Genomic DNA, 18,457 nt, shown 5'->3' on the forward strand with positions numbered 1-18,457 from the left:
GTTTCTCAGGCTGAACGGGGCAGGGCAGGTGCCCACCGTCGTGCTCGACGATGGCCGGCCGCTGGCGCAATCCAATGCGATCATTCGGTATCTTGCCCGCGACAGCGATCTCATTCCCGCCGATCCCTACGACGCCGCAAAGATGGATGAATGGCTTTTCTGGGAGCAGAACAGTCACGAACCTTTTGTCGCCACCTGCCGCTTCCAGATGGTCTATCTCGGCAAGCCGGTCTCGGATCTCGATCCGGACAAGGTCAAGCGCGGCTATGCGGCGCTGGCGCGGATGGAACACCATCTCGCGCAGACGCGCTATTTGGTCGGCGACCGCGCGTCGCTCGCCGACGTCGCGTTGCTGGCCTATACCCGCGTCGCCCATGAAGGCGGCTTTCATCTCGATGGCTACGAGTCGATCAAACGCTGGATCGGCGACGCCGAGCAGGCGTTGGGCGTCGCCTGAGCGGCGCCGCTCCGGCACATATGCGCGCGCTGGAACCAGCGCCGGCCAGATCGGCAGCGGGCATCGCCTGGCGGATTGGCGGGGGATAACGTCATGGCGCCAAGGTTCCCGGCAAGGGTCGGCTGAACGCTGTTTTGCGGCAAAGCGGCAGCGAAGCGGGGCGCTGTCGTTCGTTTTTCGCACTGAATATTCAGAACGGATCGCGGCCGGTATCATCCGGCAGGCCGGCTATTCTGTCGGGTTAACGCCGCGTAAACCAGCCCGTCCCGTCGGCCGATATCTTCGAAACCGACGCCTGTACTAAAACGTACATAGATTCGCGCGCAAAAATGCCGCCGGACATAAATGACAATTTATTCAATCGTAAAAATCGGCAGCGACTACGTCGTGCAGGTCGATCGCCAGAGCGTCATGAAGTTCTCCAGCCGTCGCCAGGCCGCGCGGTCGGTGGCGGAAGCGTCTGGCCTGCTGGCGGCGTCGCTGGTCCCGCACGACACGCCCGATGAAGAGGCGCCCGAAGAGGAGCCGGACGAGCCCGTCATCCGCCCATCAATCAGCCGTGATAGTCCCGAACTGGCTTGACGCTTTCCGCCTGTTCCCATATCCACGCCAGCGGGCCACCTCCCCCCAACGGGAGGCTTGCTATCTGGAAGGATAGATCATGACCGCCACCAAACCGACCGCGCGCCCTCAGGTGCCGCATTTTTCCTCCGGCCCCTGCGCCAAGCGCCCCGGATGGACCCCCGAAAAACTCAAGGATGCCGCCCTCGGCCGTTCGCACCGCGCGAAGGTCGGCAAGGCCAAGCTCAAGCTGGCGATCGAGCTGACGCGCGAAGTGCTGGAAGTGCCGGCCGGCTACCGCATCGGCATCGTGCCGGCCTCCGACACTGGCGCCGTGGAAATGGCGCTGTGGTCGCTGCTCGGGCCGCGCCCCGTCACGACTATCGCCTGGGAATCCTTTGGCGAAGGCTGGGTCAGCGACATCGTCAAGGAGCTGAAGCTCAAGGACGTCACCAAGCTGCAGGCCGGCTACGGCGAATTGCCGGATCTGTCGAAGGTCGATCCGAATTCCGACGTGGTCTTCACCTGGAACGGCACCACCTCCGGCGTGCGCGTGCCCAATGCCGACTGGATCAAGGCTGACCGCGAAGGCCTGACGATCTGCGACGCGACTTCCGCAGCCTTTGCGCAAAAACTCGACTGGGCGAAGCTCGATGTCGTCACCTTCTCCTGGCAGAAGGCGCTGGGCGGCGAGGCTGCGCACGGTATGCTGGTGCTGTCGCCGCGCGCGGTGGCGCGTCTGGAGAGCTACACCCCGGCCTGGCCGCTGCCGAAGATTTTCCGCATGACCAAGGGCGGCAAGCTCAACGAAGGCATTTTCGAAGGCGAGACCATCAACACGCCGTCGATGCTGTGCGTCGAGGACTATCTCGATGCGCTCGGCTGGGCCAAGTCGGTCGGCGGCCTCAACGCGCTGATCGCACGCGCCGACGCCAACACGAAGGTGCTGGCCGACTGGAAGGCGCGGACGCCATGGGTGGACTTCCTCGCCACCGACGCATCGATCCGCTCCAACACCTCGGTGTGTCTGAAGGTGATCGATCCCGCCATCACCGCGCTTTCTCCGGATGCTCAGGCCGACTTCGCCAAGAAGCTGGTCGCGGCCGTCGAGAAGGAAGGCGCCGGCTACGACTTCGCCCACTACCGCGACGCCCCGGCCGGTCTGCGCATCTGGTGCGGCGCGACGGTTGAAGCGAAGGACGTCGAGATCCTGACGCAGTGGATCGACTGGGCGTTCGCCGAGATGAAGAGCTCGCTCGCGAAAGCGGCGTAGTTCTTAACCTCTCCCCGCCCTTTGCGGGGAGAGGTCGGATTTCGCGCGTAGCGCGAAGTCCGGGTGAGGGGCCTTGCGCGTAGCTCACCTCATCTCGGCATTCGCGGGTCTGCAGCGGCCCCTCATCCCGACCTTCTCCCCGTAAGAACGGGGAGAAGGAGCGCACCGCATTCGTGGCACCGCCATTCCTTATTCATTGCAGGATCACATCCCATGTCCGCCCCCAAAGTCCTCATCTCCGACGCCCTCTCCCCCGCCGCCGGTCAGATATTCAAGGATCGCGGCATCGATGTCGATTTCCAGCCCAACCTCGGCAAGGACAAAGACAAGCTCGCCGAGATCATCGGCAACTATGACGGCCTCGCGATCCGCTCTGCGACCAAGGCCACTGCGAAAATCCTCGAGAAGGCGACGCGGCTCAAGGTGATCGGCCGCGCCGGCATCGGCGTCGATAACGTCGAGATCCCAGCGGCGACGGCGAAGGGCATCATTGTGATGAACACGCCGTTCGGCAATTCCATTACCACCGCCGAGCACGCCATCACGCTGATGATGGCGCTGGCGCGCGAGATTCCGCAGGCCGATGCCTCGACCCAGGCCGGCAAGTGGGAAAAGAACCGCTTCATGGGCGTCGAGATCACCGGCAAGACGCTGGGCGTGATCGGCTGCGGCAATATTGGCGCCATCGTCGCCGACCGGGCGCTCGGCCTGAAGATGAAAGTCATCGCATTCGACCCGTTCCTGTCGCCGGAGCGAGCCAAGGACATTGGCGTTGAGAAGGTCGAACTCGAGGAGCTGTTCAAGCGCGCCGACTTCATCACGCTGCATACGCCGCTCACCGACAAGACCAAAAACATCATCGACGCCCAGGCCATCGCGAAAATGAAGGCCGGGGTGCGCATCGTCAACTGCGCCCGCGGCGGGCTGGTCGATGAACAGGCGCTGGTCGATGCACTGAATTCCAAGCATGTCGCGGGCGCCGCCTTCGACGTGTTCGTCGAGGAGCCCGCCACCACCAACGTATTGTTCGGCCATCCCAACGTGATCTGCACGCCGCATCTGGGCGCTGCGACCACCGAGGCGCAGGAGAATGTGGCGCTGCAGGTCGCAGAACAAATGTCGGACTATCTCCTGACCGGCGCGATCTCCAATGCCGTCAACTTTCCCTCGATCACCGCCGAAGAAGCGCCGAAGCTGAAGCCGTTCATCGAGCTCGCGGAAAAGCTTGGCTCGTTCGCCGGCCAGCTCACCGAGACCGGCATTGCCAAGGTCACCATCACCTATGAAGGCCACGTGGCCGAGATGAAGATCAAGGCACTGACCTCGGCCGCCCTGACCGGGTTGCTGCGGCCGATGCTCGGCGACATCAACGTTGTCTCCGCGCCGGTAGTCGCCAAGGAACGCGGCATGGTGGTGGACGAAGTCGTCCGCGCGGCGCAGAGCGACTACGAGAGCCTGATCACGGTGACCGTCACCACCGAGCGGCAGGAGCGATCGGTGTCCGGCACGGTCTATGCCGACGGTCAGCCGCGCCTGGTGGACATCAAGGGCATCCGTGTCGATGCCGAATTCGGCAAGTCGATGATTTATGTCACCAACGAGGACAAGCCCGGTTTCATCGGCAAGTTCGCCAGCCTGCTGGGCGATGCCAAGATCAACATCGCCACCTTCCATCTCGGCCGCAACGCCAAGGGTGGCGACGCCATCGCGCTGGTCGAGGTGGACGGTGTCGTGCCGGCGGACGTGTTGGCGAAGGTGCAGGAGCTACCGCAGGTCAAGCAGGCCAAGGCACTGGTGTTCTGAGCCGGTCCGTCGAGCCAGCCTCACGGACGTAAAAGGCGCCGCACGCAGCAGAGGGTGAACCGCTCTTCCTGGGTGCGGCAAACTTGCGTTTGCTGCGCGGCAACGGAAGGTAAACGAATTGCAAATAGGATCGCTGGATCGTCCGCTGCCGCGCGACCTTCCGGAGATCCCCAGTGAAACTCAATAATCTTCGCATCACGCCCAAACTGGTCATCCTGGTGGGGGTGACGCTGCTCGGGCTGTGCGCGGCCGGCGTTCTCGCCGGCTATCTGGTGCAGCGGGAGATGCTGGCGGCGCGGATCGAGCAGACCAAGACCATCGTCGAGACCGTGCGCAACATGGCCGCCGGTCTGCAGAAGAAGGTCGATGCCGGCGCCCTCACGAAGGAAGCGGCGATCGCGGAATTCACCGGCCGCGTCAACACGATGACCTATGACAATGGGTCCGGCTACTTCTTCGGTGGCACCATGGAGGGCGTCACCCTGATGGGCCAGGATCCCAAGGCGTTCGGCCAGAATCGTCTCAACGCCATGACCAATGGTAGGTCGATGACCCGCGAATGGCGCGACGGCGTCGCGGCCAAGGGCGAGGCCCTGGTGTATTTCGACTACGTAAAGCCCGGCGCGACCACGCCGACCCCCAAGGTGGGTTACGCGGCCGCCATTCCCGGCTGGAACATGTATGTCGGGACCGGCGCCTATCTCGATGACCTCGATGCCAAACTGAAACCGATCATGTGGGCACTTGGCCTGGCCATCGCCGCGATCGGCGCGGTCGCCGGTGTCATCGCCTGGCTCATTGGTCGCAGCATCACGCGTCCGCTGGGGCAGCTTGGCGCGCGGATGGGGTCGCTCGCCGAAGGCGCGCTCGACGATCAGATTCCCGGTGTCGAGCGCGGCGACGAAGTCGGCGCGATGGCCAAGACCGTGCAGGTCTTCAAGGACAACGCGCTGCGGATCCGTGCGCTGGACGAAGTCGAGGCGGCCGCGCAGGGTCGGGTCGCCGCGGAACGCCGCGCGACGATGGAAAGCATTGCCGATGACTTCGAACGCAGCGTCAACGGTATCGTCCGCTCGGTCTCGACCGCGGCGGCTGGCATGCAGACCACCGCGCAATCGATGACATCGACGGCGAGCGACGCCAGTTCGCGCGCCGCCACCGTCGGCTCGGCATCGCAGCGATCGTCGGACGATGTGGGGACGGTCGCGTCCGCCGCCGAGGAGCTGTCGGCGTCGGTCAACGAGGTGTTGCGCCAGGTGGCGCAATCGACCGCGGTCGCCAGCCGCGCAGTCAGCGACGCCGAGCGTACCAATGCCACCGTTCAGCTACTGTCGCGCGGTGCCGAGAAGATCGGCGAGGTGGTTCAGTTGATCCACAACATCGCGTCGCAGACCAACCTGCTGGCGCTCAACGCCACCATCGAGGCGGCCCGCGCGGGCGAATCCGGCCGCGGCTTCGCCGTGGTGGCCTCTGAGGTGAAGGCGCTGGCCAGCCAGACCGCCAAGGCGACCGAGGAGATCTCCGCCCAGGTGTCGGCCATGCAGGCGTCCACCAGCGAGGCGGTGGCGTCGATCACGGGTATCACCGGCACGATCGGCGAGATGAGCGAGATCACCAGCCGCATCTCCGGCGCGGTCGAGGAGCAGGGCAAGGCAACGCGCGAGATCGCGCAGAGCATCCAGTCGGTTGCCGCCGGCGCCAGCGAGATCAGCAACAATATCGGCGGCGTCAGCTCGGCCGCCGAAGCGACCGGCGCGGCGGCGTCGCAGGTGCTGGCCAACGCCCGCGAACTGGACAGCCAGTCCGGCATGTTGCGCTCGGCGGTCAATGACTTCCTCAGCAAGGTCCGCGCGGCGTAGCACCGATCTTCTTCCGTTCCCCGGCGCGAAGTTTCGCTTCGCGCCGGGGAACGTGTATCAACGAAGTTGTGCGCCAGCGCGGTGTGCTCATAGCACCACAGGTCTCTATCAATTCGTCTAACTACAGTTGCCAGTTGGTGCTGAATTACCATTTGTTCGTCGCCTTGACGACGGATCGCGCGACGCCCCGCATGCCGCGGATCGAAATCATACACGACTTCATGAAGTAGCAACCATGCCGTGCGAGCGTGAGAGTGCCCATTTTAGGGCGCGCTTCGCAGGGATACTCCAAAATGCCTTTTCCAAAGATGTCCATCGGCCTCCGCCTGTACAGCATCATCGGGCTCACCTTTTGCGGCCTGGCCGGGCTGGCACTAATGCAGTGGAACACGCTCGGGGATTCCCTGAAGCAGCAGCGCCAGAGCGAGCTCACCCATCTGACGCAACTGGCCCTCGGCATCGCGGAGGAGGAACACGCGTCCGTCCAGCGCGGCACCTCCGATGAGGCCGCGCGCAAGAACGCGGCAGCCCGCATTGGCAAGCTGCGCTACGGCAACAACGACTACTTCTGGATCAACGACTACGGCCCGCGGATGGTGATGCATCCCATCAAGCCTGAAATGAACGGCTCGGATCTTTCCGGCAACAAGGATCCCAACGGCAAGCGCCTGTTCGTCGAATTCGTCGATGTGGTCAAGAAGCAGAAGGCCGGGTTCGTCGACTACCTCTGGCCGAAGCCCGGCAGTGAGGCGCCGCAGCCGAAGCTGTCTTATGTGGTCGGCTTCGAGCCGTGGGGCTGGGTAATCGGCACCGGCGTCTATATCGACGATCTGCAGGCGCAGCTCCGGGAGAGCGCCCGCACGGTGATGATCGCGGCGTTCGCCATCTTCGTCGGCCTCGGCGCACTCGCGTGGATGATCGGCCGCAGTATCACGCGCCCGCTGGGGCAGCTCGGCGCGCGCATGGGGTCGCTCGCCGAGGGCGCGCTGGAGGATGGCATTCCCGGCGTCGAGCGTGGCGATGAGGTCGGCGCCATGGCGAAGACCGTGCAGGTGTTCAAGGACAACGCGCTGCGGATCCGCGGGCTGGATCAGGTCGAGGCGGCGGCGCAGGGCCGCGCCGCAGCGGAGCGCCGCGCGGCGATGGAGAGTATCGCCGATGATTTCGAGCGCAGCGTCAACGGCATCGTGCGTTCGGTGTCGAGCGCCGCCGCTGAAATGCAGACCACCGCGCAATCGATGACCGCCACGGCAAGCGACGCCAGTTCGCGCGCGGCCACGGTCGGCGCCGCATCCGAGCGGTCGTCGAACAATGTCGGCACCGTCGCCTCGGCGGCGGAGCAATTGTCGGCCTCGGTCAACGAGGTGCTACGTCAGGTGTCGCAATCCACCGCGATCGCCAGCAAGGCGGTAGGCGATGCGGAGCGCACCAATGCCACGGTGAAATTGCTGTCGAGCGGAGCGGAGAAAATCGGCGAGGTGGTGCAGTTGATCCACAGCATCGCCTCGCAAACCAACCTGCTCGCGCTCAATGCTACCATCGAGGCGGCCCGTGCGGGCGAATCCGGCCGCGGCTTCGCAGTGGTGGCCTCCGAAGTGAAGGCGCTGGCGAGCCAGACCGCCAAGGCGACCGAGGAAATTTCTGCCCAGGTGTCGGCCATGCAGGCCTCGACCAGCGATGCGGTCGTCTCGATCGGCGCCATCACGACCACCATCGCCGAGATGAGCCAGATCACCAACAGCATCTCTGCGGCCGTGGAAGAGCAGGGCGAAGCGACGCGGGAAATCGCCAGCAGCATCCAGTCGGTAGCGGCGGGCTCCAGCGAAGTCAGCGATCACATCGGCGGCGTGAGCGCCGCTGCCGAAGCCACCGGCACCGCCGCCTCGCAGGTGCTGACGAACGCCCGCGAACTCGACAACCAGTCCGGCATGCTGCGCGCCGCCGTCAACGACTTCCTCAGCAAGGTCCGCGCGGCGTAGAATATCAACGAACGAAATGGCTTCCCTCCCCCCGCGCTTGCGGTGGGGAGGGTCGGCCGAACGAGGCGATGCACCGCATCGCCGGAGTGGAGGCCGGGGTGGGGGGCGCCACACGCGCGGTTTTCGTGGTGCGCCCCCACCCGTCACGTTTGTTCGCTTTGCTCTCAAACGCGCCACCCATGGCGGACGACTTCGTCCGCCAGACCCCACCCTGCGAAGCTTCGCTTCGCCTGGGGGGAGGGATAAGCAGCGCGCCTTATTGTTGCTTACTTCGCCTTCAGAAACTCCCCGACTTCGAGCAGCACGAACTCGTTGTCGTCAGCCTTGTTGGGCTCGCGGCTCGACGAGAACGGCAGGTTGTTGTCGTTGCCGACGATGATGTGGGTGGCGTCCACCATGTCGACGTTCTCGATGGTGAAGAACGGGAACGTCAACACGCCGTCGTTGAGCGGCTTGAGCGACTTCTTGTCGGGGTCCTGGATCTTCATCAGGTCGATGAAGCCGACTTTGCGGACGGGCTTGCCGACATTGCCGTCGTTCATCTCGATCTTCACGACGCGCTTGAACTTGGCGAGGTCCGGGAAGCAATCGGTGCCGCGCTTGCCATCGGCGCAGGCCTTGTCCTTGGTGCCTTCGCCGTTGTCGCGCTCGATGATCAGGCCGTGATCGGCGTCGATCATGTTGAAGTCGCCGATCGCATTGCCGTTCTGCTCGAACACATACTGCCAGTAGCGGCCGGTAAATTTCTCCGCCTTGACGTCGAACTCGAGAATGCGCGAGGCTTCCTTGCCATCGACCTTCTCCCAGTCCTTCTTCTCGGCATCCCAGATCGGGCCTTCCAGCAGGCCGTACAGGAACTTGCCGTCCTTCGAGGAGGCGAAGCCCTCATACCCCTTGGAGCGGCGCAGATTGACGTTGCTGAAGGTGGCGCCCGGCGCGCCCGGCGACTGCACCTGCCAATGGTCCGGCGAACGCACTGGCTTGCCGTCGGCGACGGTCTCGAACACCGCCAGTACCTTGCCGGTCTTGTCGGTCTTCAGGACGTAGGGGCCGAACTCGTCGCCGATCCAGAAGTTGTCGCCGATCGGCTGAAAGCCTTCGGTGTCGAAATCGGCGCCCGTGAGGTAGCGCTTGGCGGTGTCCTCGTGGACGATGCGGAACGGCACCTTCTTGTCGGGATCGTGCAGGAAAACGGTTTCCTGGCGCTCGATCTTGCCGGCCTTCCAGTCGATCTTGTGACGATTGAGGTACAGCATCGAGTCGGCCGAATTGTAGCGCGAGCCGGAGCCGTTGTCGGTCAGCACCCAGAACGAGCCGTCGGGCATCATCTTGATGCCGGAATGGCCCTGCAGCGGCTGGCCCTTGAACGGCAGCGAGATGCCAGTGTCGCGCTCGTAGGACTTGCCCATCACGGTGCCCTGCGCTTCGACGCGCTTGCCGGTGGTGTACTTGCCGGCGTTCTTCAGGTCGGCGGGCGCGTCGGCCGGCGCCTCGATCATGGTCAGCGCGGGCAGCACGGCGTGGCCGGCCAGCTTGGCGGGAAACTCCCCTTCGCTTTGCGCGAAAGCCGCGGACGACAGCAGCATCATCGACGCGACGGAACAGAGCAGGGATTGGCGCATGGTGGTTCTCCTTGTGGTGACCATGCGGCGTGTTCTGGGGCGCGCGCGTTACGGCGCGCTGACAGAGGGATGACGGCGGGATGACAGCCGGGGGAAAGCGCTGCGGCAAGTTGGCGCCGCACCCTCCACGAGTCGTCCCCGCGAAGGCGGGGACCCATAGCCTCCGTCCCTTCAAGTGAAAAAGAATCTCTCCTGTTCTGCCAAAGCACATTCGACAGCGTGTATGGATCCCCGCCTTCGCGGGGACGACGGCTGAAAAGCCGGTGATCGACTACTGCTTCTCGATCTTCGCGTTGGTGATCAGCTTCTCCCACAGCACGAGCTGCTGCTTGACGAAGGCATCGAGTTCTTCCGGCGTGCCGGAAAATGCATCCATGCCGAGATTGGCGAGTTGCGCCTTGATCTCCGGCTTCTCGATGATCTTGCGGATCTCGCTATTGAGCTTGACCACAATCTCCTTCGGCAGCCCGGCCGGGCCGAAATAGGCCTGCCACGAGGTGATGTCGAAGTCGGGCACGCCGGCTTCCTGCATGGTGGGCAACTCCGGCACCAGCGGCGAGCGCTTCGCGGTGGTGACGGCCAGCGCCCGCAGCGCGTTGCCGGTGACATGCGGCAGGCCGCTCGGCACGTCGGTGAACATCATGTCGATGCGCCCGCCGATCACGTCGTTCATCGCCGGCGGCGAGCTCTTGTACGGCACGTGTAGCATCTCGATGCCGGCGTTGTGCGCGAAGGTCGCGCCCGACACGATCGCCGACGAACTGCCGGACGCATAGGTCAGCTTGCCCGGATTGGCCTTGCCGTAGGCGACCAGCTCGGCGACGGTCTTCGCCTTAACCTCGGGGTTCACCACCAGCATGAAGGGCAGGTCGCCGGTGCGCGCGATCGCGGTGAAATCCTTCACCGGGTCGTAGGTCATGGTCTTCAGCAAAAACGGGTTCGCCGAATGCGTGGTGTTGGTGGTGACGAACAGCGTGTAGCCATCGGGGGCGGCGCGAGCGACATAGGTCGCGGCGATCATGCCGTTGGCGCCGGGCTTGTTGTCGATCACGATCGGCACGCCGAGCGCCTGGCCGAGATATTGCGAGATGATGCGCGTCGTGCTGTCGGTGCCGGAGCCTGCGGCGAACGGCAAGACCAGCGTGATGGTGCGGTTCGGATAGGCGGCGGGCTGCGCCCACGCGGCGCTTGCCGAACCCATCGCCAATGCCAGCACGGCCGCGGTGAACCCGCCACGAATCCCTTGAAGTCCGATCATTCCGTCTGCTCTCCCTGATCCGGCCTCGGCGGCCGGCTGTTGTTGCGCGCAAGCTAGCCGAGGTCGGTGCGGGGTGGAAGGCCTCAGCGAGATTCCTACTTCTTCACCTCGCCCCGCTTGCGGGGAAAGGTCGGAATGCGCGTAGCGCATTTCGGGTGAGGGGGGCGAGCGTTTCACTCGCAGGGGCCCTCACCCCAGCCCTCTCCCCGCAAGAGCGGGGCGAGGCGGCGCACGGCCGTCGCTCGCCTGACATCAGTCACTCAGCTCAGCGCGCTCTCGATGGTGTAGACCACACCGGTGGGCAGGAAGTCGGCGGTGGCGCTGCCGCCGAGCTGGTCGCGGGCACCGCGCTCGATCAGCCGCGACCCGAATCCCTTGCGGGTCGGCGCGTGAACGCGCGGGCCGCCGGATTCGATCCAGCTCAGTTGCAGCTTCTCGCCGGCCGGTTCGAGCAGCAATTGCCAGGCGATGCTCACGGTGCCGGCGTCGTTGGAGAGCGCGCCGTATTTGGCGGCGTTGGTGGCGATCTCGTGCAGGATCATCGACATCATCACCGCGCGGGGCGGCGCCAGCGGCACTTTCGGACCGGAGATGCGCACGCGCCGCGAACCGATCTGCGCATACGGCTCGAGCACGCGATTGACGACGTCCTGCACGTCGGCGCCAGCCCACTTCTCCTGACTCAGCAGGTCGTGTGCCTTGGCCAGCGCGCCGAGCCGGCCCTCGAAGGCGCTACGCTCCTCCTTGCTGGCGCTGCGAAAAGTCTGGCTGGCGATCGCCTGCAGCACCGCCAGCGTGTTCTTGACGCGGTGGTTAAGTTCCTCGACCAGCAACGCGTGCAGCATCTCGCCGCGCGCGATCACGCTGGCCATGCGCAGCGCGAATCCGACGCCGATCAGCAGCAGCAGAAGGCCGACGGCGACGGTGACGCCGAGATCGCGCCACAGCGGCGACGCCAATGACGCCTGCGCAATCCCGGCGCCGACCATCCAGCCCGAGATCTGCGACCGCGCCACCGCGGTGATCAGCGGCACGCCTTCCAGCGACACTGTCTCTACCGGTGCTTCCTGCGATGTGAACATGACGGCGAACAGCGTCGGCGAGGCGGGTTTGCCGACCGTCACCTGCGGGTTCGGCACCCGCGCGAAGTTGATGCCATCGGCGTCGAACATCGACATTGTCCAGTCCGGACCGGGGCGTTGCCTTTCGAGGACGGCCTGAAACATGGCGATCGGCGGCGTGAAGGAGATGTCATAGACCACCCTGCCATCGATGATCGCCGGCACCTCCACCGTCAGAATCGCCTTGTTCAGCACCGAACCGACAAACAGGTTGGAATAGGCCGGCTTGCCAGTTTCGAACACCTTGCGCACCACGTCGAGATTGTTGCGCGGCGGCAGTTTGCTGGCGTCAGTCGTGAGCGTGGAAAACAACTGGCGGCCGTCGCGGTCGGCGACCAGCAGTACGCCGCCCGGCGGATACTGCTCGAGAAACCCCGTGGCGACACGCCGGAACGTGTCGAAATCGCCGGATCGCAATGAATTGGTCAGCGACAGCACCTGCAGGCTCCCGGTGATGCGCTGGGTTTCGGCGTCGAGCACGGTGCGGATGCCGCGTGCGGTTTCCACCACGCGCGCGGAGGCCTCGAGCCGGTCCTTTTCATAGTCGCGGTAGATGATGGCCCCGGCAAAGAGGATCAGCGGCAGCATGGTGCCGGCCACGAGCAGCGCGAGCCGAACCGGCAGAGAGAGTTTTCGCAAGCGCGGCCCCGGGCATGTCGTTGGCGAAGCAGTGCGCCGATCATAGGGATGATCGATCTGCGCCGCCATGACGAAGCCGTTGGACGAATGGCGGCACTGGCAAAGCTGCTTTGACTTTGGGTTGCCGACTCGCTAACTAGATTAGAATAATTCTAATCTGAGAAAGTCCAGCGATATGAAGGCATTTTCCGATCTGACCGAGCGCGAGGTGCTGGCCGTCGCCATTTCCGGCGAGGAGGAGGACAGCCGCATTTATCTCAGCTTTGCCGAGGATCTCGCCGAGCGATATCCGGACTCGGCCAAGGTGTTCAGCGAGATGGCAGAGGAAGAGAAGGGCCACCGGCACCTCTTGCTACAGATGTATGAGCAGCGGTTCGGCCCCAACCTGCCGCCGATCCGCCGCGGCGATGTCAAGGGCTTCATCCGCCGGCGACCGATCTGGCTGACCCGCAACCTCACGCTCGACGCCATCCGCAAGGAAGCCGAGACGATGGAGTTCGAGGCCGAGCGCTTCTACGCCCGGGCGGCGGAACAGGCGACCGATGTCGGGGTCCGCAAGTTGCTCGGCGATCTCGCCGAACTGGAAAAGGGCCACGAACACCTCGCCGCCAAGCTCTCCGACAGCATCCTGACCACCGACGTGCGCAGCGCCGAGGACAAGACCCGGCACCGCATGTTCGTGCTGCAGTACGTCCAGCCCGGCCTCGCCGGCCTGATGGACGGTTCGGTATCGACGCTGGCGCCGTTGTTCGCGGCGGCCTTCGCCACCCACCACAACTGGCCGACCTTTCTGGTCGGGCTGGCGGCTTCGATCGGCGCCGGCATCAGCATGGGCTTTGCCGAGGCGCTGTCCGACGACGGCTCGATGACGGGCCGGGGCTCGCCGTGGCTGCGCGGCGGCATCTGCGGGCTGATGACGACGCTCGGCGGCCTCGGCCATATCTTGCCCTATCTGGTGCCGGACGACTGGGCCAACGCGTTCTGGATCGCCACCGCGATCGCCGGCGTGGTGGTGTTCTTCGAACTGTGGGCGATCGCTTACATCCGCGCGCGCTACATGGACACGCCGTTCATGCAGGCGGTGTTCCAGATCGTGCTCGGCGGCGTCATCGTGCTGGCGGTGGGAATCCTGATCGGCGGGGCGTAGGCGCGCGCCTGCAACACAATCTTGATCCTCATCAAGCGGTGAGCGAATCCGAGAAGCTCTGGCGAGCAAACCGGCGATGCACGGCGTCCGACTATGCAGGACGCCGTTCAAAGGCGTATTCACTCGAATTGCATCGACATTCAAAATTCCATTTCATTGACGAAAACGCCGTTGCCAAGCATTTTGAAGGTACGGATTGCGGGCGCGTCACCAGTGATAGTCGCGATGCTCGCTAACTAAACTTCACTTCCACCATCGGTCGGACGGATCCGAACCGCAACGACGCGCGTTGCGGCGACGGCGAAGCCGTGCCCATCCATAGGAGATATCATGTCGAACGATCGCGACAACCAATCCCCGCGCATCGACCGCCGCAGTCTGCTGCGCGCCGGCGCGGCTGCGGCGTTTGCCGCGCCGCTTGGCGTGTGGAGCGCGCAGGCGTTTCCGTTCCGGCCGGCATCAACCATCGATTTTTCCGAATTCCCGATCTGCAAGGCGTCGTCCGATGCGCCGGCGCTGACCGGCGCGCCGCGAAAACTGAAGTTTTCGTGGAACGCCGGAGCGGTGTGCTCGGTGCAGTTGCCGGTGGCGATCGACCACGGATTTTTCGCCAAGCAGAATCTCGAAGTCGAACTGGTCAATTTCAGCGGATCGACAGACCAGTTGCTGGAAGCGATTGCGACCGGCAAGTCCGACGCGGGCGTCGGCATGGCGCTGCGCTGGCTGAAGCCGCTGGAGCAGGGATTTGACGTCAAGATCGTCGCCGGCACCCATGGCGGCTGCCTGCGGGCGCTGGCGCCGGCGAAATCCGATATCAAAGGCCTTGCGGATTTCAAGGGCAAGGTGATCGCAGTCGGCGACATGGCCGGCCCCGACAAGAACTTCTTTTCGATCCAGCTCGCCAAGGTCGGTCTCAATCCGGACAAGGACGTCGAGTTTCGGCAATACCCCGCCAATCTGGTGCGGACCGCCGTGGAGAAGGGCGAGGCGCAGATCGGCCTGGCGTCCGACCCGCTGGCCTATCTCTGGCTCAAGGATGGCGAGTTCAGGGAGGTCGGGTCCAATCTCGACGGCCCCTACAAGGATATCAGTTGCTGCATCGTCGGCATCCGCGGCAACCTGATCCGCGACGAGCCGCAGGTCGCGCGCGCGCTGACGCAGGCGCTGCTCGATGCCGCGATGTTCTCCTCGCAGAATCCCGAAATTGCGGCGAAGTCGTTCCTGCCCTTCGCGCCGAAGGCCGCCACGGAAGCGGATCTGCAGGCGATGATCCGCTATCACACGCATCATCATCACCCGGTCGGCGACGCCTTGAAGCGCGAGCTGAAGTCCTACGCGGACGACCTCAAGCAGGTCTCCGTGTTCAAGCCGAGCACCGACACGACGAAATTCGCGGAGAAGATCTATGCCGACGTATTCCGCGTCTGAGGTCGCGCCGTTCGGCGCCGATCGCGAGACGGCGGTCGTTGCGGGCGACGGCGGCTTGCAGATCGCCAGCCGGCTTCGCCTCAGCCTTTCCGGCATCGTTGCAAGCCTCGCCTGGCTGGCCTTCGGCGTGTCATGCCTGCGCTGGCCCGATATCGGCGACTGGCCGCGCACCGAGGCCGTGGCCTACACCGCCTTCGTCGTCGCCGCCGGCATTCTTCTCGTCACGACCGCCCGCGAAGCGCTCGGCAAGTTCGGCGCCGGCGTGCAGCAGCGGGCGCCGTGGTTCTTGGCCCTTGGCGCGTTCCTGACGCTATGGGAAGTCACCACCGCGAAATTCGGCTGGCTGCCGCTGCCATTCTTTCCGCCGCCGCAATCGATCGTCGAAGTCTACACCGACGATCTGCCCAAACTGTTCGACAGCGCCTTCGCCTCGATCAAGCTGCAGCTCGGCGGCTACTTCATCGGCGCTGCCGTCGGCTTCCTCACCGGCGTGTCGATCGGCTGGTCGCGCGCAGCCGGCTACTGGGTGCATCCGATCCTGCGTTTTATCGGCCCATTGCCGGCGACCGCCTGGTTGCCGATCGCGTTCTTCACCTTTCCGTCGAGCTGGAGCGCCAGCACGTTCCTGATCGCGCTGGCCACCGGCTTTCCGGTGACGGTCTTGACCTGGTCCGGCGTCGCCTCCGTCAGCACCGCCTATTACGACGTGGCGCGCACGCTCGGCGCCAAGCCGTCGTTCCTGGTGTTGAAGGTGGCGATCCCCGCGGCGCTGCCGCACGTCTTCGTCGGCCTGTTCATGGGGCTCGGCTCGTCCTTCGCGGTGCTGGTCGTCGCCGAGATGATGGGCGTCAAGGCCGGCCTCGGCTGGTACCTGCAATGGGCGCAGGGCTGGGCGTCCTACGCCAACATGTATGCCGCGCTGATCGTGATGTCGCTGCTGTGCTCCGGCGCCATCACGCTGCTGTTCAAGGTGCGGGACCATCTGCTGGTCTGGCAGAAGGGTGTCGTCAAATGGTAGCTACCGCATTGGCCGAGCAGGCCTCATTCATCGCCGCCGGCGCCTCGCTCGACATCGATCACGTCAGCCACGCCTTCGACATCGACGGCAAGGCGCTGCCGGTGCTCGACGATGTCAGCATCACCGTGGCCCCCGGCGAGTTCGTCGCCTTGCTCGGGCCGTCCGGCTGCGGCAAGTCGACCTTGCTGCGGCTGGTCGCCGGCCTCGAGCCGCCACGCTCGGGTTCCTTGCGTGAAGATGGCGTGGCGATCACCGGGCCGTTTCCGTCGCGCGTCGTCGTGTTCCAGGATCCGACGTTGTTCCCATGGCGAAAAGTCTGGGACAATGTCGCGCTCGGGCTGGAAGCGCAGGGCATCCTCAAGACCCAGCGCCACCGCGTCGATGCGGCGCTCGAACTGGTCGGGCTGTCGTCGTTCCGCAACGCCTATCCGCATCAACTGTCCGGCGGCATGGCGCAGCGCGTCGCACTGGCGCGGGCGCTGGTCAACGATCCCAAGATCCTGGTGCTCGACGAGCCGCTCGGCAAGCTGGATTCGCTGACGCGGATCACCATGCAGGCCGAGCTGGTGTCGCTGTGGCAGCGCACCGGCGTCACGGCATTGCTGGTGACCCACGACGTGGAAGAGGCGCTGTTCCTCGCCAACCGTGTCATCGTGTTCAGCGACCGGCCGGCGAAGATCACCGCCGACATCGCCGTCGATCGGCCGTATCCGCGGCATCGCGGCGACGCCCATCTGGCCGAGTTGCGCCGGCAGATATTGGGCCTGTTGGGGCTCGACGCGACGTGGTGAGACGAGCGCAGCGTTGGTGGGTAGCCCGGATGACGTTGGCGTGCCACATCGTGGCGCGTCGACGAAATCCGGGAACGGCGTTGATGGCGGCGGGGCCGGCCCCGGATTGCCATCCGGGCTACGCCTCACCGCCGTGACGCCACAAACACCCCCATCAGCACCAGCGCGTAACCGGCGAGGTGAAACAGCTGCAACCGCTCGCCGAGAAACACGATCGCCATGGCCGAGCCGAACACCGGCATCATGTGCAGGAACGGCGCGGCGCGGTTCGGGCCGATCAGCGCGATGCCGCGGTTGAAGAACAGATAGGCCAATGCCGACGGAAAGATGATGATGTAGATCAGCGTCGCCAGCGTCAGCCGGTCGACGATCAGCGTGGCCCCGGACGCCAGTTCCCAGAGTGCAAGCGGGACCGTCATCAGCGCGCCGCAGCCCACGGTGAATACGATCAGCGACATCGGATGCGTCACCGGCCGCCGCAGCATCAGCGCCGAATAGATGCCGAAGATGAACAGCGCCGCGGCCAGCATGGCGTCGCCCTTGTTGATCTCGATGCTGGCCAGCGCGGTGACGTCGCCGCGCAGGATGATCACCAGCACGCCGGCCAATGAGGCCGCGATGCCGAGCAGTTGCGCCCAGGTCAGCCGCACGCCGAACAGGATCAGCGTCCACAGCGCCACGCAGAGTGGCCCGGCCGACTGGATCAGCAGCCCGTTCAGCGCCTGCGTATAGACCAGCCCCCAATAGGCCAGCGCAGTATTGGCGGCGAAGCCGGTGAACGCCAGCACCAGCAGCAGTGGAACGTGGGCGCGCAGGGTGGGCCAGTCGCGCCGCCAATACGGCCAGGCGAACGGCAGCAGCAGGAAGAACGCGCCGATCCAGCGCACGCAGGCCATTGTCACCGGCGGAATGTGGCCGGATACGTAACGCCCGAGCACCATGTTGCCGGCCCAGAACAGCGAGGTCAGGCTGAGCAGCAGGTAGGGCTGGTTGCTGAACCACACGAACAGCGCGGATGAAGGCGAGGCGGCTTTATTGCTCATCGTTTCCCGAAGTTTGGATCGATTCAAATGTTCGTAAATTCGAGTCGTGCGCAACACCTGTTGGCGCGGCCTGTCCATGCGCGAATGCACGATGAGCCGGGCCACTGCGGCGCTGCAGCCACACTGTTCCGTGAATGCGCGTCGATGCGTCCTCTCTAGAGGTCTTCCAATGGAATTGCCGGTGGCGCTCGCCTAACCGATCTCTATCGCATTCCATTTTGCGTCGGCCGCGAGTCGATGCGAACACTGACGATCGGGGACACCGCGTTGAAGAAGATTCATCTGTCGCATCTTGCAATCCTGTCGGCCACCTGTGCGCTGAGCCTGCTGACGCTGGATTCCTCGATCGCGCAGCAACCCGCCGCCACCGCTTCGCAACTTCCGCCGGTGGTGGTCAACCCGCCCGCGCCGCGTCGTCGCGCCGCCGTGGCGCCGGTGCGCACCCCGCGCGCGGCCCG

Annotated in this window: 15 protein-coding genes; 11 read left to right on the forward strand and 4 right to left on the reverse strand. The window is 64.8% G+C overall.

The window, feature by feature from the left end; translation table 11 throughout:
* From JWR89_RS22155 to JWR89_RS22180, 6 genes are all read left to right on the forward strand, one after another.
* Positions 1-457: glutathione S-transferase family protein (locus tag JWR89_RS22155; protein WP_299720168.1), on the forward strand; the 457-nt coding region annotated here is incomplete at its 5' end.
* A 345-nt stretch (positions 458-802) separates the two neighbouring features.
* On the forward strand, positions 803-1,039 hold the full coding sequence (locus JWR89_RS22160; RefSeq protein WP_299720170.1) for a hypothetical protein: 237 nt from the start codon (positions 803-805) through the stop codon (positions 1,037-1,039).
* Positions 1,040-1,118: 79 nt separating this feature from the next.
* Complete coding sequence (locus JWR89_RS22165; protein ID WP_299720172.1) at positions 1,119-2,291, forward strand: phosphoserine transaminase; 1,173 nt, start codon at positions 1,119-1,121, stop codon at positions 2,289-2,291.
* Between the two features lie 213 nt (positions 2,292-2,504).
* Positions 2,505-4,094, forward strand: coding sequence for a phosphoglycerate dehydrogenase (gene serA / locus JWR89_RS22170; RefSeq protein WP_299720174.1), 1,590 nt, complete (start codon positions 2,505-2,507; stop codon positions 4,092-4,094).
* Between the two features lie 173 nt (positions 4,095-4,267).
* A complete protein-coding gene (locus JWR89_RS22175; protein ID WP_299720175.1) occupies positions 4,268-5,953 on the forward strand; it encodes a methyl-accepting chemotaxis protein in 1,686 nt (561 codons plus the stop codon).
* A gap of 293 nt (positions 5,954-6,246) precedes the next feature.
* A complete protein-coding gene (locus JWR89_RS22180; RefSeq protein ID WP_299720176.1) occupies positions 6,247-7,932 on the forward strand; it encodes a cache domain-containing protein in 1,686 nt (561 codons plus the stop codon).
* 266 nt (positions 7,933-8,198) lie between these two features.
* Here JWR89_RS22180 and JWR89_RS22185 read toward each other — a convergent pair whose 3' ends face one another.
* The 3 genes from JWR89_RS22185 to JWR89_RS22195 form a co-directional block, all read right to left on the reverse strand.
* Complete coding sequence (locus JWR89_RS22185; protein WP_299720177.1) at positions 8,199-9,554, reverse strand: esterase-like activity of phytase family protein; 1,356 nt, start codon at positions 9,552-9,554, stop codon at positions 8,199-8,201.
* 271 nt (positions 9,555-9,825) lie between these two features.
* Positions 9,826-10,812, reverse strand: a complete 987-nt coding sequence (locus tag JWR89_RS22190; protein WP_299720178.1) for a tripartite tricarboxylate transporter substrate binding protein — start codon at positions 10,810-10,812, stop codon at positions 9,826-9,828.
* A gap of 260 nt (positions 10,813-11,072) precedes the next feature.
* A complete protein-coding gene (locus JWR89_RS22195; protein WP_299720180.1) occupies positions 11,073-12,572 on the reverse strand; it encodes a sensor histidine kinase in 1,500 nt (499 codons plus the stop codon).
* A gap of 175 nt (positions 12,573-12,747) precedes the next feature.
* On the opposite strand from JWR89_RS22195, the gene mbfA reads away from it, so the two are divergent.
* The 4 genes from mbfA (at position 12,748) to JWR89_RS22215 (ending at position 16,956) form a co-directional block, all read left to right on the forward strand.
* Positions 12,748-13,719, forward strand: coding sequence for an iron exporter MbfA (mbfA, locus tag JWR89_RS22200; protein ID WP_299720182.1), 972 nt, complete (start codon positions 12,748-12,750; stop codon positions 13,717-13,719).
* Positions 13,720-14,049: 330 nt separating this feature from the next.
* Complete coding sequence (locus tag JWR89_RS22205) at positions 14,050-15,147, forward strand: ABC transporter substrate-binding protein (protein WP_299720184.1); 1,098 nt, start codon at positions 14,050-14,052, stop codon at positions 15,145-15,147.
* A complete protein-coding gene (locus JWR89_RS22210; RefSeq protein WP_299720186.1) occupies positions 15,125-16,165 on the forward strand; it encodes an ABC transporter permease subunit in 1,041 nt (346 codons plus the stop codon). The genes JWR89_RS22205 and JWR89_RS22210 overlap by 23 nt, the downstream gene beginning before the upstream one ends.
* Entirely contained in the window at positions 16,159-16,956 is a 798-nt protein-coding gene (locus JWR89_RS22215) for an ABC transporter ATP-binding protein (protein ID WP_299720188.1), read from the forward strand. Before JWR89_RS22210 ends, JWR89_RS22215 begins: the two co-directional genes overlap by 7 nt.
* Positions 16,957-17,081: 125 nt before the next feature.
* On the opposite strand, the gene JWR89_RS22220 is transcribed toward JWR89_RS22215, so the two are convergent.
* Positions 17,082-17,999 (reverse strand): DMT family transporter, encoded by a 918-nt coding sequence (locus tag JWR89_RS22220; protein ID WP_299720190.1) that lies wholly within the window; start codon positions 17,997-17,999, stop codon positions 17,082-17,084.
* 267 nt (positions 18,000-18,266) lie between these two features.
* On the opposite strand from JWR89_RS22220, the gene JWR89_RS22225 reads away from it, so the two are divergent.
* The coding region (locus JWR89_RS22225; protein ID WP_299720192.1) for a hypothetical protein at positions 18,267-18,457 on the forward strand (191 nt) is incomplete at its 3' end.

Source organism: Tardiphaga sp. (assembly GCF_028290785.1).
Classification (GTDB): domain Bacteria; phylum Pseudomonadota; class Alphaproteobacteria; order Rhizobiales; family Xanthobacteraceae; genus Tardiphaga.

Coding starts and splice junctions, on each gene's coding strand:
- JWR89_RS22215 (WP_299720188.1), top strand. CDS start 16,159: ATGGTAGCTACCGCATTGGCCGAGCAGGCCTCATTCATCGCCGCCGGC.
- JWR89_RS22160 (WP_299720170.1), top strand. CDS start 803: ATGACAATTTATTCAATCGTAAAAATCGGCAGCGACTACGTCGTGCAG.
- JWR89_RS22180 (WP_299720176.1), top strand. CDS start 6,247: ATGCCTTTTCCAAAGATGTCCATCGGCCTCCGCCTGTACAGCATCATC.
- JWR89_RS22185 (WP_299720177.1), bottom strand. CDS start 9,554: ATGCGCCAATCCCTGCTCTGTTCCGTCGCGTCGATGATGCTGCTGTCG.
- serA (WP_299720174.1), top strand. CDS start 2,505: ATGTCCGCCCCCAAAGTCCTCATCTCCGACGCCCTCTCCCCCGCCGCC.
- JWR89_RS22165 (WP_299720172.1), top strand. CDS start 1,119: ATGACCGCCACCAAACCGACCGCGCGCCCTCAGGTGCCGCATTTTTCC.
- JWR89_RS22205 (WP_299720184.1), top strand. CDS start 14,050: ATGTCGAACGATCGCGACAACCAATCCCCGCGCATCGACCGCCGCAGT.
- JWR89_RS22210 (WP_299720186.1), top strand. CDS start 15,125: ATGCCGACGTATTCCGCGTCTGAGGTCGCGCCGTTCGGCGCCGATCGC.
- JWR89_RS22220 (WP_299720190.1), bottom strand. CDS start 17,999: ATGAGCAATAAAGCCGCCTCGCCTTCATCCGCGCTGTTCGTGTGGTTC.
- mbfA (WP_299720182.1), top strand. CDS start 12,748: ATGAAGGCATTTTCCGATCTGACCGAGCGCGAGGTGCTGGCCGTCGCC.
- JWR89_RS22190 (WP_299720178.1), bottom strand. CDS start 10,812: ATGATCGGACTTCAAGGGATTCGTGGCGGGTTCACCGCGGCCGTGCTG.